16 protein-coding genes, 2 tRNA genes and 2 pseudogenes are annotated in these 15,888 nt (G+C 60.9%); 10 read left to right on the top strand and 10 right to left on the bottom strand.

Going from position 1 to position 15,888, the window contains the following annotated elements; translation table 11 throughout:
• Nucleotides 1–352: 352 nt before the first annotated feature.
• Nucleotides 353–559: a ParD-like family protein gene (locus ACGYLQ_RS16725; protein ID WP_394443988.1), complete on the bottom strand. Its 207-nt coding sequence runs from the start codon at nt 557–559 to the stop codon at nt 353–355.
• Between the two features lie 127 nt (nt 560–686).
• Here ACGYLQ_RS16725 and map point away from each other — a divergent pair, with 127 nt between their 5' ends.
• Complete coding sequence (gene map, locus ACGYLQ_RS16720) at nt 687–1,541, top strand: type I methionyl aminopeptidase (RefSeq protein WP_394443986.1); 855 nt, start codon at nt 687–689, stop codon at nt 1,539–1,541.
• A 614-nt stretch (nt 1,542–2,155) separates the two neighbouring features.
• On the opposite strand, the gene ACGYLQ_RS16715 is transcribed toward map, so the two are convergent.
• The 7 genes and pseudogenes from ACGYLQ_RS16715 to ACGYLQ_RS16685 all read right to left on the bottom strand — a co-directional run bounded on the left by ACGYLQ_RS16715 (nt 2,156) and on the right by ACGYLQ_RS16685 (nt 6,888).
• Nucleotides 2,156–3,040 (bottom strand): type IIL restriction-modification enzyme MmeI, encoded by an 885-nt coding sequence (locus ACGYLQ_RS16715; protein WP_394443985.1) that lies wholly within the window; start codon nt 3,038–3,040, stop codon nt 2,156–2,158.
• A 56-nt stretch (nt 3,041–3,096) separates the two neighbouring features.
• Nucleotides 3,097–3,972: pseudogene (locus ACGYLQ_RS16710) on the bottom strand (IS3 family transposase); the annotation flags it as partial.
• A gap of 15 nt (nt 3,973–3,987) precedes the next feature.
• Nucleotides 3,988–4,422 carry a transposase gene (locus tag ACGYLQ_RS16705; protein WP_394443991.1) on the bottom strand — a complete coding sequence of 145 codons (435 nt, stop codon included), beginning with the start codon at nt 4,420–4,422 and terminating at the stop codon, nt 3,988–3,990.
• Nucleotides 4,386–5,708 (bottom strand): IS110 family transposase, encoded by a 1,323-nt coding sequence (locus tag ACGYLQ_RS16700; protein WP_394443990.1) that lies wholly within the window; start codon nt 5,706–5,708, stop codon nt 4,386–4,388. Before ACGYLQ_RS16700 ends, ACGYLQ_RS16705 begins: the two co-directional genes overlap by 37 nt.
• 267 nt (nt 5,709–5,975) lie before the next feature.
• Nucleotides 5,976–6,215, bottom strand: a pseudogene (locus ACGYLQ_RS16695) (transposase); the annotation flags it as partial.
• A gap of 30 nt (nt 6,216–6,245) precedes the next feature.
• Complete coding sequence (locus ACGYLQ_RS16690) at nt 6,246–6,647, bottom strand: Arm DNA-binding domain-containing protein (RefSeq protein ID WP_394443983.1); 402 nt, start codon at nt 6,645–6,647, stop codon at nt 6,246–6,248.
• 151 nt (nt 6,648–6,798) lie between these two features.
• A tRNA-Ser gene (locus ACGYLQ_RS16685) sits at nt 6,799–6,888 on the bottom strand.
• A gap of 247 nt (nt 6,889–7,135) precedes the next feature.
• On the opposite strand from ACGYLQ_RS16685, the gene ACGYLQ_RS16680 reads away from it, so the two are divergent.
• The 7 genes from ACGYLQ_RS16680 (at nt 7,136) to ACGYLQ_RS16650 (ending at nt 13,663) form a co-directional block, all read left to right on the top strand.
• Nucleotides 7,136–8,023, top strand: coding sequence for an SPOR domain-containing protein (locus ACGYLQ_RS16680; RefSeq protein ID WP_394443982.1), 888 nt, complete (start codon nt 7,136–7,138; stop codon nt 8,021–8,023).
• Between the two features lie 22 nt (nt 8,024–8,045).
• Nucleotides 8,046–9,236, top strand: coding sequence for a D-alanyl-D-alanine carboxypeptidase family protein (locus ACGYLQ_RS16675; RefSeq protein WP_394413283.1), 1,191 nt, complete (start codon nt 8,046–8,048; stop codon nt 9,234–9,236).
• Complete coding sequence (gene tmk / locus ACGYLQ_RS16670; protein WP_394443980.1) at nt 9,233–9,877, top strand: dTMP kinase; 645 nt, start codon at nt 9,233–9,235, stop codon at nt 9,875–9,877. Before ACGYLQ_RS16675 ends, tmk begins: the two co-directional genes overlap by 4 nt.
• 52 nt (nt 9,878–9,929) lie before the next feature.
• Nucleotides 9,930–11,042, top strand: a complete 1,113-nt coding sequence (locus ACGYLQ_RS16665) for a DNA polymerase III subunit delta' (protein WP_394443979.1) — start codon at nt 9,930–9,932, stop codon at nt 11,040–11,042.
• 13 nt (nt 11,043–11,055) lie between these two features.
• On the top strand, nt 11,056–11,862 hold the full coding sequence (locus tag ACGYLQ_RS16660) for a TatD family hydrolase (protein ID WP_394443978.1): 807 nt from the start codon (nt 11,056–11,058) through the stop codon (nt 11,860–11,862).
• Nucleotides 11,862–12,671 (top strand): MBL fold metallo-hydrolase, encoded by an 810-nt coding sequence (locus tag ACGYLQ_RS16655; protein WP_394443976.1) that lies wholly within the window; start codon nt 11,862–11,864, stop codon nt 12,669–12,671. Before ACGYLQ_RS16660 ends, ACGYLQ_RS16655 begins: the two co-directional genes overlap by 1 nt.
• 62 nt (nt 12,672–12,733) lie before the next feature.
• Nucleotides 12,734–13,663: an AEC family transporter gene (locus ACGYLQ_RS16650; RefSeq protein WP_067266328.1), complete on the top strand. Its 930-nt coding sequence runs from the start codon at nt 12,734–12,736 to the stop codon at nt 13,661–13,663.
• A 49-nt stretch (nt 13,664–13,712) separates the two neighbouring features.
• Here ACGYLQ_RS16650 and ACGYLQ_RS16645 read toward each other — a convergent pair.
• Nucleotides 13,713–13,796, bottom strand: a tRNA-Leu gene (locus ACGYLQ_RS16645).
• Between the two features lie 134 nt (nt 13,797–13,930).
• On the opposite strand from ACGYLQ_RS16645, the gene ACGYLQ_RS16640 reads away from it, so the two are divergent.
• Nucleotides 13,931–14,452: a Hint domain-containing protein gene (locus tag ACGYLQ_RS16640; RefSeq protein ID WP_394443975.1), complete on the top strand. Its 522-nt coding sequence runs from the start codon at nt 13,931–13,933 to the stop codon at nt 14,450–14,452.
• Here the strand turns inward: ACGYLQ_RS16640 and ACGYLQ_RS16635 are convergent.
• Nucleotides 14,449–15,303, bottom strand: a complete 855-nt coding sequence (locus ACGYLQ_RS16635; protein ID WP_394443974.1) for an NAD(P)H-hydrate dehydratase — start codon at nt 15,301–15,303, stop codon at nt 14,449–14,451. The two genes, ACGYLQ_RS16640 and ACGYLQ_RS16635, sit on opposite strands and share 4 nt — an antisense overlap.
• Nucleotides 15,304–15,514: 211 nt before the next feature.
• Here ACGYLQ_RS16635 and ACGYLQ_RS16630 point away from each other — a divergent pair, with 211 nt between their 5' ends.
• Nucleotides 15,515–15,853 carry a P-II family nitrogen regulator gene (locus ACGYLQ_RS16630; RefSeq protein ID WP_067266338.1) on the top strand — a complete coding sequence of 113 codons (339 nt, stop codon included), beginning with the start codon at nt 15,515–15,517 and terminating at the stop codon, nt 15,851–15,853.
• The last annotated feature ends 35 nt before the right edge of the window (nt 15,854–15,888 follow it).

Here is a 15,888-nt window from a genome sequence, read left to right as displayed (position 1 = left end):
CAACCAACCCGATCAGCAGGTGCAACGAGTAGCTTAATTTACGCCAGATCCTGTCCAAGAGATGGGGAGTAGCTCATTCCGGCGAAAGGCAAAGATGTCATGAAGGTCGGTTCCTACTGTGATTTACTTGATAATGCCGCACTTATCAGAAGTTTGTTAGGGGCTATTGGAATGCTCTTCCTGTAACCTTAGTCATCAAAGCAGAAATTCGTATCGTGCGCAGCACGGTCAATTTGGGCTCACTGCGGATGTTTGCCGCACGACACATCAAGGTTCGCACAGCGGACAAAGCCGCCGTTAGATTATGCCAGACAGACGACCGCTTTCTTCCTCGAAGTGACAAGGTCAGGTATCAGGCTGCTTCGATCTCCGGAACCTGCACATCGGCGTTCCTGCGTTGCCGCGCCATGATTTCTGTAAATGGCAAGGTTGGATTTGCTTCAGCAAGCATGCCTACCTTCATCCAGAATTCAGCTTGCGCATTGATTGAGCGGCACATGACTGAACTGGACTTGCGCAGTTCCTCATGCATTTCGTCCCCTATCTTTACGATACCCATCGACGCGTCTCCCAATCTTAGTGTATATGAAACGTGTATAAACCGCTCATGAACCGTATAATGTCGCGACGCCTCAGGGTCAATCTGACTGCGGTTGCCACGAAGAGAATTTCAGAGTGACCTTGTTATGGATAGATATATAGACGTCTGTGCTTCACCTAAGGCAGAGCATGCCCGTAGAACCGAGAGCATCAAACTTTATGGGCCTGACGCTTTTGAGGGTATGCGCTGCGCAGGTGACTTAACCGCGAGATGCCTCGACGACATAGCGGATCTTATCTGCGCTGGCACAGCCTTATCGCACATCAATACCTTCGTTCTCAACTTCGCGGCCAAGCACGACGCCACACCGGCGACGTTGGGCTATAAAGGCTATCCATATGCCTGCTGCACATCGGTCAACCATGTGGTCTGCCACGGTTTCCCAAACGAGAAGAAGTTACGGGACGGCGATATCGTGAATGTTGACGTCACACTGATCTTGGACGGATGGCATGGCGATTCAAGTCGGATGTATGTGGTCGGAAAGCCGAAACGCAAGGCTGAGCGTCTTATCGAGATTGCCCATGAGGCCATGATGCAGGGGATCAGGGTCGTTCGTCCTGGGGCGCGATTAGGTGATATCGGCCATGCAATACAGACCTACGCATATTCGGAACGCTGCTCGGTAGTCCGCGAATTCTGCGGCCACGGCATCGGACGGGTCTTCCATGACTCCCCCGACATCCTGAACTTTGGCAAAGCTGGAACCGGATTGGAACTGAGAGAGGGCATGATCTTTACGGTTGAGCCGATGATCAATCTGGGGCGCGGCGAGGTGAAAATGCTTGCAGACGATTGGACGGCCGTAACACGTGACAAATCCCTATCGGCACAATTCGAGCATTCGATTGGCGTAACATCGGACGGTTTCGAGGTGTTCACACGCTCGCCCAGTGGTCTGCACGCGCCCGGGATCGAGCTTCCAACCGTTCCTGAATAGCGGACCATCGACGCTACCGCAGCATTGGTTGAGTTGGGCTCGAACCGGAACTTCGCCGCGCTTAGGACGGACGGCAGCATTTAGTTCCAGCGAAGCGGCTCCGTCAAACATGCGACGGAGCCAACTGTGATCGACATTTACAGCATGGTCTGGCTTGTAAGAGGTGTGGTTCTTTTCTTCTCTATCGCGTTGAGTTCATTCGAAACCGACACCAAAAGGCCCCATGTGTTCGATCAATTAATTTCTCGCTAACATTTTCCCAAGGCAAGAACCTCCTCAGAGCAGCGCATTGGCTCGCGTTTCGCTTTGGAGCGGTGACTACTGCCTCGAAAGCACAGTCAAGATCATCACTGGGGACATGAACCGCCTCTGCTAACCAAAACAGCATTGGGGCGCATTGAATGTGATTGTAGACAAAACGTGCATCGCGGTTGGGAATATTTGCCCGACCATACGCGCCCGGTCCGTCATATTCGCCCAACCATCCCAACCAATGCTCCTTCTGGCTGGAATACCACGCCCCGCCAAATCCAACGCCTTCCTGCAACACTAACTCCAACTCGCGGTAGCGCGGTGAATTTGCATCTAGTTGCCTGATCCGGCGGCGCAGTTGTTTAGGCCGCAAACCGACCATCCCCGCCCTTCTCTGCCTGACCAAGCACGGCCAGACTTTCCATAAGCGGCTCGACGGTCCCTGCCCTTGCGCGGACAAAGCGGCGGGCGATTTGTTCGGGGTTGGCTTCGCCCATCTCGGTAAGGGCTTCGCGCACGGCGGCGATTTGTTCAGGCATGGTTTTGGGCCACGGGGCCTTTTCGATCTTGGCGACCACGCCAAGGTCCATATTGCCGGTTTTGCCTTTGGCAACTTGCTGGCCTGTGGGGTTTTGATAGTCGGGGCGGAGCCAGCGGATGTGGCCGCGCGCCTCTTCCTCTGCGCTCTCTTTTTTGAGGGCGACAAGGCGGAAGAGAATTTCCTCGTCACTCAAGTCCGCAGACCAGCCATAAGCATCTGCAACGGCGGCATCAATCTCGTCGTGCAAGTCGCGCAGGATACCGATCAGGCCTTGGTCATAGATGTCCTTGTCCTTACCTTCGATGGTGTCCCCCGCGCGTAGCTTTTCCAACACGTTATACATCTGGGTCAGGGTCAGCTTGGGGTGGGCCGCCTGCTGGCGCTTGCGATGCGCGTCGAGGTCTTCGCCAAGCTGGCGCAGGTGAGGTTTCTGGTCGCCAGTAAGAATAGGAAAGGGGAAGGGATCGAAGCAGCGCGATTTGTTGTAGCGAGGTCGATCTTCCAAAGTTCCACCTTGTGCAAGCGCCCACACTATGTGTGTGCGCGAAGAGAGAACAGCCAAATACTCAGCACTTTCTAACGCTATTGAGACAGTTGTTTGATCAGGTAAAAACGTAGTCGACAGGAAGACAAAAAACCTATGTTTCGACGTCATGACAGTAGCAATTTGGCGAGAGTTTCCCTTCTGGGAGTTCCTCAAATCCATGTTATTTCGCCTATGGAGTGGTCCTGTCACGTATTCGTGCCGCCCCAAGTGCTCGTTTAAGCCACTTTCCTTTCGAAAGCGACGGGGCTTTTTCCGCCTAAGGCCGAGTGTCTTCGGCGCGGATTGTAGAAGCCGTTTATGTAGTTGAAGATTGCCATCTCTGCTGCCCGTCGCGTTGGCCAAGACTGGCGCCAGATCAGCTCAGCCTTGATTGTTTTGAAAAATGTTTCAACGGCGGCGTTGTCATAACAATTGCCTTTACCGCTCATCGATACCTGGAAGCCATGCTGGCGCAGGAGCTTTTGATAATCGTGAGAACAGTATTGGCTTCCGCGATCTGTATGGTGGATGCAGCCTTTGGGCGGTTGCCGAAGAGCGATGGCCATCTTCAGTGCACGGATCGCCAGGTCGCGCTTCATGCGATTGCTCACCGCCCAGCCGATCACGCGCCGGGAATGCAGGTCCAGGATCACTGCCAGATACAACCATCCTTCACGCGTCCAGACATAGCTGATGTCACCTGCCCATTTCTGGTTCGGGTGATTTGCGCGGAAGTCCCGGTTCAACAGGTTCGGCGCGATGTTAAACGCATGATTACTGTCCGTCGTGACCTTATATTTCTTTGACCTTTCAACACGTATGCCGTTCTCACGCATCAGTCTACCGACCCGACGATGGCCGACGTTCAGGCCCAGTTCTTTCAACACCTCGGTCATTCTGGGGCGGCCATAGCTGCCCAGGCTGAGCCGCGATTGTTCCTTGATATGGGCCAGAACGACCATGTCGGTCCGCTGCCGTTGACTGGCCGGACGGCTGCGATAGGCACGTAAGCCTCGTTGGCTGACATCCAGAACCTGACACAGGCGGGTAGTCGGGAAGTCGCAGCCATGCTCTTCGATGAACCGGAACCTCATGACTTTTGGCTCGCGAAGAAGGCTGTGGCCTTCCTAAGAAACAGCCGCGGCCTCGGGAATGGGCTTCAATGCAAAACCGAGGGTCTTGGCGCGCCGTTGAAGGTTGGAGAGCACGCGTTTCCGATGTCGTTCATCATAGGCCGCTGCACCTTGATCCTGATAGGCCATGCCATGGCGGATTGCGTTGTAGAACAAGACTGCAATCTTGCGCGCCGTGGCCGTAACCGCCTTTTGCTTGCCTATCCGCGATGACAGTCGGCGGTAAAACGCGCCCAGGGCCGTGTCGCTTCGGCCAATCGTTACTGCCGCCAGGCGCAGGAGTGCCGCGGCGCGACTGGAGGTTCGGCGTGTCCGAGAAGACAGCAGCTTGCCACCAGAGATTTTGTTGCCCGGGGCCAAACAGAGCCAAGACGTGAAGTGCTTGGCGCTTCCTAAGAAACAGCCGCGGCCTCGGGAATGGGCTTCAATGCAAAACCGAGGGTCTTGGCGCGCCGTTGAAGGTTGGAGAGCACGCGTTTCCGATGTCGTTCATCATAGGCCGCTGCACCTTGATCCTGATAGGCCATGCCATGGCGGATTGCGTTGTAGAACAAGACTGCAATCTTGCGCGCCGTGGCCGTAACCGCCTTTTGCTTGCCTATCCGCGATGACAGTCGGCGGTAAAACGCGCCCAGGGCCGTGTCGCTTCGGCCAATCGTTACTGCCGCCAGGCGCAGGAGTGCCGCGGCGCGACTGGAGGTTCGGCGTGTCCGAGAAGACAGCAGCTTGCCACCAGAGATTTTGTTGCCCGGGGCCAAACAGAGCCAAGACGTGAAGTGCTTGGCGCTTTTCCAAGCGCGCAGGTCCGTGCCGCATTCAGCCACCAACTTAAGGGCCAGCGATGGTCCAAGCCCGTGGATCTGCGTGAGGTCCGTGCCCAACACCCCGTAAAGTGCGGCACGCACATCGAAGGACGGCGCATTGTGCTGCTTGCCTTTGATCCGCGCCTTGGGCAGCGGAGCCAGATCATCGTCAGCTCGGACCGTCAGTGCCCCAACCGCCGCCTCCAGCCTTCGGTCGCACGCCTCGATCTGCGCTTTGTAAAAATCATAAAGCTCAAGCGACTGTGTTAGGGCAAAGACATGCTCCTCACGGTCGTTGCCGACCAGCGCGGCCTTGATCGTCTCTATCGAGGATTTGCAGCGAATATCCCGGAACGCGGCAAGAACCTCCGGATCACGCTCGCCAGCGACAATGGCACGGATGATCCGCATGCCCGTCGCGCCCGTGATGTCGGAGACGACATGATGCAGTTGAAGGTTCATCTCCATCAACGCCTTCTGCATGTGCTGGATGTGAGCGGCGGCATACTCGGTGAGCCGTTCCCGTTGCCGCATGTAGGCGCGCAGGGTGGCGATCTCCGCCTCAGGGCGGAAACTGCCGCGGAGCAGGCCGTAGGAATGCAGTTGGCGCAGCCATCCCGCGTCGCTCACATCGGTTTTGCGGCCTGGCACGTTCTTGGCGTAGCGGGCATTCACAAGGATGACCTCGAAGCCATGCGCTTCCAGGATCTCGAAGGCCGGGATCCAGTAAACGCCGGTCGATTCCATGGCCACGCTGGTGACATTGCAGGACCGGAACCAGTCGGCAAGGTCGTGCAAATCCTGAGTGAAAGTCCCAAAGGCGCGCACTGGCATAATATCTGCGTCAGGGTTCACAGCCGCCATGTGCATGGTCGAGCCGATGTCGATCGCAGCCGCATTGGGGTTGACCATCTTCAAATCCGGGTGGCCGCCGGTCTTGGACTTTGTCATGGCATCTCCTCCGTTCAATTCGAAGGGCGTGGGCCATGCAAGTTCGTCATCTTCCTAACCGGGATCACCGCGATGGCGGCGTCACCACTCTCAAGTGCGCATCAGCCCATGTGCCACGTTTTTTAACGGGGTCCAGCCCACCAATAAGCCATCGGCAACTGCCCTTCAGTCGCAGCATAGCACAAGCTGTTCCTACCGCGCACAGGCGGGCAACGGCCCGGAACGGTTTTTTAGAATATCCCGCTCCTCCTTGAGAATGCGGTTCTCTCTCCGAAGCCGTTCATTCTCACGGGCAAGGTCCAGATCCTTCTCCGACACAACATCGGTGTCACGAAGCGCCGTCACCCACTTGTTCAGCGTCGAAAGCCCGACGCCCAAATCCGATGCCACCTGTTTGCGTGTCAGCCCGCTCGTCAACGCGATCCGCACCGCTTCAGCCCGGAATTCGTCCGTCCGTTTCGTTCCCATAGTCAGTCTCCTTTGTTGCAATAAATGCTATCAAAGGAGCGGCATCAAACCGCGACACGTCCATTGCTGACCATGTTTGGCATTTTTCCATGTGGGCATCCTATCAATATGGACCTGCTGCGCCACCTGTTCGAACGTTGGCACCTCTTGGCGTGCACTGAAGCGCGGGTTCAGCCCCTGCTTGGCCATCCGACGATATTCTAGTGCCCGCTCGCGCGCTTGGTTCAACGTGACAATATCCGCGCCTCCAAGACCAAAATCGGTGCGCAGCGGAGCGCCCTTCTTATTCTTCTGGCCCTTCACGACCACCCGTACGATCCAGCGTCGTGCGCCCAACGGATCGACCACTAGATAAAGGCCGTTGCCATCGCCATGACGCCCTGGGCCAAGATTTTCGACCAACTTCTTTGTCAGTTTGCCAGACAGCGCCATCTCACAAATACCACATTCTATACCACTCAAGTAACGAATATAGGCACAACCGAGAGAAACTCAAGGCAACCACAGATAACCGTTAAAGCGTTACAGGCGAAAGAAAAAATTCGCTGAAAGCAGCCCACCGAAATCAAACAAAAAGCTATTTTGGCGGAGGAGGTGGGATTCGAACCCACGGTACGCTCTCACGCACGCCGGTTTTCAAGACCGGTGCATTCGACCACTCTGCCACTCCTCCGCAGCACGCTCCTCCTAGAGCGCCGGGATCGATTCGGCAAACGCACATTTTCGCGGCCAGCCCCCCGCACCCCTTTGGGGAAATTCGCCGATCTGCCCTGCGCGGTCTTTTCAAGCGCTGCCCGGTCGGGTTATTCTGCGCCAAAGCCCCTTTCAGAGGGGCGCAGGGCGTGCCGATCCAACGGCGCGACATTCTCGCGGGACATGGGTCGCGGCGCGCGACGACAGCAGGCAAGGACATCAAGGGCATGAGCAGGGACAATCAACCGTTGCGCATCAAGAAAAGCCGCGCGGCGGGCTTGGGCGTGGGCATTCTGGCAGTTGGTTTGCTGGCCGGTTGCGAGGGCGGCGATTTCAAACTCCCCTTCGGTGCAAACGAAGGTGCCAGCGCGCCGCGCAGCACCTCGACCAAATTGGTGGAACGTGATGTCGAAGCACCTGAGGTTTTCTCAGCCACGGATGAGGGTCTTTGGGACGGGCGCCCCTCGCTCGGCGGGGTCTGGGTGGCGCATCCGGACGTCACCGAACCTGAGCGCGTGATCGTGCGCAATGAGGCGAACGGGAAATTCGTTATCGGTGCCCTGTTCCGGCGTGAGCGGGAGTTGCCCGGACCCAAACTGCAAATCTCTTCGGATGCCGCCGCCGCGCTTGGCATTCTGGCGGGCGCTCCGGCGCCGCTGAACGTGACCGCTCTGCGGCGCGAGGAAAGCGCCGCCCCGGAAGAGAGCTTTGAGGCCGAGAATAGCGGTGACGCTGCAGCCACTCTTGCCAGCCCTGCCCCCGTCACCGCCACGGCGCTGGCCCCTGCGCCGACGGCCAGCGCCGCTGCCACTGCCACGGCGAGCGCCAAACCGCCCGCCCCCGCGGCCCCGAAACCGGCGCGCCCGGCGGCTGGTGCGAAACTGTCCAAGCCCTACGTGCAGCTGGGCATCTTCAGCGTGGAGGCCAATGCCACCCGCACCGCCAAACAGATGCGCGGCGCGGGCATGGTGCCCACCGTCAAGCAAAGCGCGATCAACAACAAACCCTTCTGGCGCGTGGTGATCGGCCCCGCCACCAGCAAATCCGAACTCGACACCCTTCTCAAGAAGGTCAAGGCCGAGGGCTTTACCGACGCCTACGCCGTGTCGAACTGACAAACCGGAGGAAATGCTTCCTATGATCCGCCTTTTTGCCGCCGCCGTGGCGCTGGTGCTGACGCTCCAGCCCGCCGCCGCTTTCGATACCCGCGCCACCGCCGCCTATGTGTTGGACCAGACCACCGGCACCGTGCTGCTGGCCAAGAACGCGGATGAGCCGCTGCCGCCCGCCTCCATGTCCAAGCTGATGACGCTCTACATGGCCTTCGAGGCCGTGGAGCGTGGGAAGCAGAACGGCGGGCTCGATTTGGTCGAGAAACTGCCCGTGTCCGAACACGCCATGTCCTATGGCGGCTCGACCATGTTCCTCGACACCACCGACCGCGTCTCGGTCGAGGACCTGATCCGCGGGATCATCGTGCTGTCGGGCAATGACGCCAGCGCCGTGATTGCCGAAGCGCTGAGCCCCGATGGTACCGAATACGGCTTTGCCCGGCTGATGACACAGCGCGCGCAGCAGATGGGGATGACCAATTCCACCTTCGCCAATTCCAACGGCTGGCCGCAGGCGGGGCATCTGATGTCAGTGCGCGACCTTGGTCTGCTGGCCAACCGCATCATCACCGATTTCCCGCAGTTCTACCCGCTTTTTGCAGAACGTGAGTTCGCCTTTGATGGCCGCGCGCCGCAGAACAAGACCAACCGCAACCCGCTTTTGGGTCTGGGCATCGGCGCGGATGGCCTGAAAACCGGGCATACCAATGAGGCGGGCTATGGGCTTGTCGGTTCGGCCAAACAGGGCGACCGCCGGGTGATCTTTGTCCTTTCGGGCCTCGACAGTGCCGCTGCCCGCGCGCAGGAGGCTGAATCGGTGGTCAACTGGGCCTTCCGCCAGTTCACGCAGCGGGATCTGGGCGAAGCGGGCACCCGCATTGCCGAAGCCCCCGTGGCCCTTGGCACGACCCAATCGGTCGGACTTGAGCTGAAGGACGATCTCTCGATGCTGGTGCCTGTCACCGGCGGGGATGAGATTGAGGCCGAGGTGATCTACACCGGCCCTTTCCAAGCGCCGATCAGCAAGGGCGACGAATTGGGCGAACTGGTGGTCGACCGGGGCGAATTGCCTGCCATGCGCGTGCCGCTGGTGGCCTCGGCCTCCATCGCGCCGGGCGGGTTCATGGTCAAGATGACCGCCGCCGCGCTGCATCTGATGAACCGCCTCAACGCAGGCCCGCAGGCGGCCCCCACCGTGGAAGCGGAAGCTTCGTGACCAGCGCAGAGAAGGCCCGCGCGCCGGGCCTCTTCGTCACTTTCGAAGGCATTGATGGCTCTGGCAAATCCACCCAAGCGCGGCTTTTGGCGGATCATCTGACGGCACAGGGCCATGACGTGGTACTGACCCGCGAACCGGGCGGCAGCCCGGGGGCCGAGGAGATCCGTGCGCTCGTCTTGCAGGGTGATCCCGACCGCTGGTCGGCGCAAACGGAAATCCTGCTCTTCACCGCCGCCCGCCGCGATCATCTTGAACGTACCATTCGCCCCGCGCTCGACGCCGGAAAGGTCGTGATCTGCGACCGTTTCGCCGATAGCACGCGGATGTATCAGGGCCTTTCGCGCGGCGATCTGCGGCAGATGGTCGATGACCTGCACGCGCTGATGATCGGGATGGAGCCTGACCTGACCCTCTTGATCGACATGGATCCGGCCCATGGCCTTGAACGCGCCCTCTCTCGCCAGACGGCAGAGGAGCGGTTCGAGGATTTCGGCGTGGAACTTCAAGCCAATATGCGCGCGGGTTTTCTGAGCCTTGCCAAGGAATTCAACCACCGCTTCCATGTGATCGACGGGGGCCGCGACATCGACAGCGTGGCCCGCGACGTGACCGCCTGCGTCACCGCGCGATTGGGCTGATCCACGCGCCCTGCCCGCTTCCCTCTGCGGCGAAACATGCTAGACCGAGGCCATGACAGACGACGCCCCCCAGCCAGACCGTGTGGAAGGTGCCCGCCACCCGCGCGACACGCCGAAACTGATCGGCCAAAGCGCCGCCGAGGCTGCCTTTCTCGACGCTTTCAACAGCGGCAAACTGCATCACGCATGGATGCTGACCGGCCCGCGCGGTGTGGGCAAGGCGACGCTGGCATGGCGCATCGCGCGGTTTCTTCTGGCGACCCCCGACCCGGATGGCGGGATGTTCGACTTGCCCCCGGCCGAGACGCTTGAGATCGACCCCGACCACCCTGTCGCCCGCCGCGTCGCCGCCGGGGCCGAGGCGGGGCTGAAGTCCGTCACCCGCACGCTGAACCCCGACACCAAGAAAATGCGCAAGCAGATCGTCGTCGATGACATCCGCGCGCTGAACGGCTTTTTCCAGATGTCCGCCGCCGATGGGGGCCGCCGCGTTGTCATCATCGACGACGCGGATGAGATGAACCCCAACGCCGCCAACGCGCTGCTGAAGATGCTGGAGGAGCCGCCGGAACGCGCCGTTCTGCTGCTGCTCAGCCACCAGCCCTCCAGCCTGTTGCCCACCATCCGCTCGCGCTGCCGCACCCTGCGGCTCGGCACGCTCGACGCGGATCAGATGGCCGAGGCACTGGCCGGGTCGGGTGTGGAGGTCGAAGACGATCCCGCCGCACTGGCCGAGCTTTCCGGCGGGTCGGTCGGCGGGGCGCTGCGCCTGTCGCTGATGGGCGGGGTGAAAACCTATGCCGATCTCGTCGGGCTGATCTCTTCGCTGCCGCAACTTGACCGGGGCCGCGCCATCAAACTGGCCGAAGCCGCAGCACAGCGCGGGGGGGAGGCGAAACTCGACCTGCTCTTTACTCTGCTGGACCTGCTGCTGGTGCGTCTGGCCCGCACCGGGGCCACCGGTGCGCCGCCCGCGCAGCCCGCATGCGCCGATGAGATCGCCGTGCTGCAACGCCTTTCGCCCAGCCCCGCACAGGGGCGCGCATGGGCCGACGCGGCGCAGCAGATATCCGACCGCGCCCGTCACGGGCTGGCGGTGAACCTTGACCCTGCCGCGCTGGTCCTAGATACCCTGCGGCAGATAGGCCAGACGGCGCCAAGATAGCCGAAAGGACAGCATGACCGACACGCCCCAGATCACCGACAGCCACTGCCACCTCGATTTCGAGAGCCTGCATGAAGACCTGCCCGGCGTCATCGCCCGCGCGGCGGAGGCGGGCGTCACCCGCATGGTCACCATCTGCACCCGGCTAAAGAACGAGCCCAGCGTGCGGGCCATTGCCGAGGCGCATGAGCCGGTGTTCTACGCCGCAGGCACCCACCCGATGTCCGCCGCGGAAGAGCCGATGGCTTCGGTCGACGAACTTCTCGCCCTGACCCAGCACCCCAAGATGGTCGGCATCGGTGAGACGGGCCTCGACTACCACTACACCGCCGAGAGTGCCGAGGTGCAAAAGACCTCCCTGCGCATTCATATCGCGGCGGCGCGGGAAAGTGGCTTGCCGCTGATCATCCATGCCCGCGACGCGGATGACGACATGGCCCGCATCCTGCGCGAAGAACATGCGAATGGCGCTTATAGCTGCGTCATGCATTGCTTCTCCTCCTCCGCTGAACTGGCCCGTGCCGCGCTTGATCTGGGGTTCTACCTGTCGATGTCCGGCATCACCGCCTTCCCCAAATCGCAGGACCTGCGCGATATTTTCGCCGCCGCCCCGCTCGACCGTATTCTGGTGGAAACCGACGCGCCCTATCTCGCCCCGCCGCCGCATCGCGGCAAACCGAATGAGCCTGCCTTTACCGCCCATACCGCCCGCCGCGCAGCTGAGACCTTTGGCCTCGACTACGCCGATTTCGCGGCCCGCACGCAGGAGAATTTTGAGCGTCTCTTCGCGAAAGCCGCCGCTTGGGAGCCTGCGCGCTGATGGCCGACCTGCGGGTGACCATATTGGGCTGCGGCTCCTCCGGCGGGGTCCCGCGGATCGGCGGCCATTGGGGCGCTTGCGACCCGAATGAGCCCAAGAACGCCCGCCGCCGCTGCTCGATCCTTGTGGAGCGGGTGACGGAGGCAGGCACCACCACCGTATTGATCGACACCTCCCCCGACATGCGCACCCAGCTGTTGGACGCAGGCATCGGGCGGCTCGATGCGGTGATCTACACCCATTCCCACGCGGATCACGTTCACGGGCTGGATGATTTGCGCATGGTGGTGATGAACATGCGCGCGCGCCTGCCGGTCTGGGCCGATGCGCCGACGCGGGACGCGCTGATCGAACGGTTTGGCTATGCCTTCGTGCAGCCCGAATGGTCGAGCTACCCGCCCATCCTCGACATGCATGAGATCACCGGCGAGGTCAGCATCGACGGCCCGGGTGGCACCCTGAAATTCGCGCCCTTCACCGTCACCCATGGCAATATCGACGCGCTCGGTTTTCGCTTTGACGATATCGTCTACCTGCCCGATGTCTCGGCCATTCCTGAGGACTGCTGGCCGATGATGGACAACCTGCGCTGCTGGATCGTCGACGCCCTGCGGCGGGAGCCGCATCCGACCCATAGCCATCTGGCGCAGACCCTTGGCTGGATCGACCGGGTGGCGCCGCAGACGGCGGTCCTGACCAATATGCACAACGACCTTGATTACCACACCGTCGCCGCAGAGACGCCGGATCACATTCAACCGGCCTATGACGGGCTGACCCTGCATTTCCCCCTTCCCCATTCAGACTAGGCAGCGCCGGGCGCGGGCCTGAGGGTCGGCGCCCCCGCCGCACCCCATAAGGCCCCTTTCAAGTGCAAACTCTCTTAGACGTCATTCTGCCGGTCTTTCTGGTCATCGGCTTTGGTTATGTTGCGGTCTGGCGCGGGCTCTTCCCCGTCTCGGGCATCGATGGGGTGATGAAATTCACCCAGAACTTCGCCATCCCCTGTCTGCTGTTCCAAGCCATCGCCCGCATTGACCTGTCGAGCAGCTATGACCCGCGCCTTCTGGGCAGTTTCTACGGCGGCGCGGCGCTGTGTTTTGCGCTTGGCATCCTTGGCGCGCGGCTCTTGTTCCGCCGCGATTGGGAAGACAGCGTGGCGATCGGGTTTTGCTGCCTGTTCTCAAACTCGATCCTTCTGGGCCTGCCGATCACCGAACGCGCTTACGGGCCCGAGGCGCTGGCCGGGAACTATGCGATCCTGTCGTTCCACGCGCCCTTTTGCTACGGTTTGGGCATCACGGTGATGGAATTCGTGCGCAACCGCGGGCAATCGGGCCTGTCGCTGCTGCGCAATGTGAGCCGGGCGATGTTTCGCAACGCGCTGGTGCTGGCGATCCTTGGGGGCTTTGCCGTTAACCTCAGCGGTCTGCCGATCCCCGGCGTAGTGGATGACGCCCTGTCGCTCATTGTCCGCGCCGCCCTGCCTGCCGCGCTCTTCGCGCTTGGCGGCGTGCTGCTGCAATACAAGCCCGAAGGCGACATGAAGGCGATCCTCATGGTCTGCGCCATCGCCCTTTTGGTGCACCCCGCGCTGGTCTGGAGCTTTGGCACCATGCTGTCGCTGCCGCAGGCCGGTTTCAGGTCCGGCGTGCTGACGGCGGCCATGGCACCGGGGTTCAACGCCTATATTTTCGCCAATATGTACGGCCGCGCGCGCCGTGTGGCGGCCAGCTCCGTGCTGATCGCGACGGGCAGTTCGATCCTAACGGTATGGCTTTGGCTCACGGTACTGGGCTGAGCGGGGCACGCGCGAAAAGCCTGCGATCTCTGTGATTTACCGGGGAAAGTGGTGCGGGTGAAGGGACTCGAACCCCCACGCCAAAGGCGCCAGAACCTAAATCTGGTGCGTCTACCAATTCCGCCACACCCGCACTGCACCAACCGGTGCCCGCGCTGATTAGCAAACCCGCGCGGCAGATGCGAGAGCAAAAAAGCACAAGACATTAACCGGATGTTTGCATATGGTTGGTGATACCTGAGGCAGGTACATTAGAAAGAGACGCCCATGAAACCGAATACGGTCGGGTGCGTAGGCGGCAAAGATCGCCATGGGGGGCAGTTTTCCCCTTTCGCTGCGCTGGACACCGGTCTTGTGCAGGGCGCCCTTATTTTGACGCTGGATGGTGAAATCCCGGTTGAGTATCTCTCGGTCGGGGATCGTGTCATTACGCGCGACAGTGGCTTTGCAAAAATCCTTCATATTCAACGCACAACCCGCAGCGTGCGGCGCATCGCGCTGGCGGCGGGATCGCTGGGCCATAGGCGGCCCGAACGGGACGTCGCGCTTGCCGGAGATCAGATGGTGCTGGTGCGGGATTGGCGCGCGCGGGCGCTTTTCAATTCCGAACGCGCCCTGGTCGCGGCGCGGGCCTTGGTCGACGATGAATTCATCACCGATCTGGGGGAGGAAGAGACGACCTTGATCCAGATATTCTGCGACGGCCCGCATGTGATCTATGCCGACGGGCTGGAGCTTGGCACCGCCGATGCCGCCCGCGCCCGCGGCGCGGTGTTGCACGCGGCCTAAGCCCCAAGGTCGCGCAGCACCTTCGGCATCAGGTCGGGCAAATCTTCGGCGATCAGCCCCGGTCCATGCAGAAGCGCCGCCTCGGCATGCATCCATGCCGCGAGTGTTGCCGCTTCCAGCGGTGCGATCCCCCGCGCGAGCAGTCCTGTGATAAGCCCGGCCAACACATCGCCCGCCCCCGCCGTGGCCAACCAAGGGGTTGCGCGGTCTTGGGTCGCGCTGTGGCGGCGCACTTCTCCACCGGGCGTGGCGATGATCGTTTCCGGCCCTTTCAACAGGATCACGCAGCCGAACCGTGCGGCAGCCTCGCGGGCGGCCTGCGCCTTGGCCCCCTCCTCCTCGGCCTTCGCAGCCTCGGCAAGATCTGGGGCCAGCCGGGCGAACTCCCCCATATGCGGGGTCAAAACGCAGCCTTCATGCAGGACGTCGCGCAGATCCGCCTCTTGCGACAGCAGGGTGATCGCATCGGCGTCCAACACGACATGCGGCGCGGCGAGGGCTGCTTTGACAAGCCCTGCCGCGCGCGCGCCCAATCCCAAGGCTGGCCCGAGGCAAAGCGCGTTGATCCGGCTGTCTTCGAGCGTTTCGGACAATGCCGCGCCATCCGGTATCCGTTGCAGCATGACCGCCGTGAGTTGCATCGCCGCTTCAAGTTGCGCGGCGGGCGGCACGCCCAAGGTCACGGCCCCTGCCCCGATCCGCAGCGCCCCGCGCGCCGCCATACGCGGGGCCCCGGTCTGGCCCGGCCCGCCGGATAGGACGAGCGCATGGCCGTGGTCATACTTATGCCCCGGCTCTTTGCGCAGCAAATCGACGTTCAGGCTCTCGCGGGTGATCTCGGAAATACGCATGCGAAGGGATCTAGCAACTGCCGCCCAAAGGTACAGCCCCGGACCGATTCACGAATGCGTATTTTTTAGGCGCATTGCGCAAATTCTCAGCGCCTCTTGGCAAATGCATCCGCCGCGCCATGTTACCCCCTGCCCGGCGCTGGACGTTACGCGGGCGGGATGCTCTGTCGAAACCAGAGCATAAATGCGCGGGAATTGTCAGGGGATTACCATGAAAAAGATCGAAGCCATCATCAAGCCGTTCAAACTCGACGAAGTCAAAGAAGCCCTTCAAGACGTGGGTGTTCAAGGTCTGAGTGTGATTGAAGTGAAAGGCTTCGGCCGCCAGAAAGGCCACACCGAGCTCTATCGCGGTGCGGAGTATGTTGTAGATTTCCTTCCCAAAGTGAAGGTCGAAGTGGTATTGGATGACGATCAGGTCGATGCCGCTATCGAGGCCATCGTCGACGCCGCCAAGACGGAGAAAATCGGTGACGGCAAAATCTTCGTTTCCCCTGTTGAACAAACAATTCGCATCCGTACCGGTGAATCCGGTTCAGACGCGCTTTGACAACGGCCCTCGGGCCCAGACTACGAATAGACCAT

It is taken from the genome of Sulfitobacter sp. 1A12779 (assembly GCF_043557315.1).
In the GTDB taxonomy this organism is placed as follows: Bacteria; Pseudomonadota; Alphaproteobacteria; order Rhodobacterales; family Rhodobacteraceae; genus Sulfitobacter; species Sulfitobacter faviae.
This window is presented reverse-complemented; position numbering and strand designations above follow the sequence as displayed.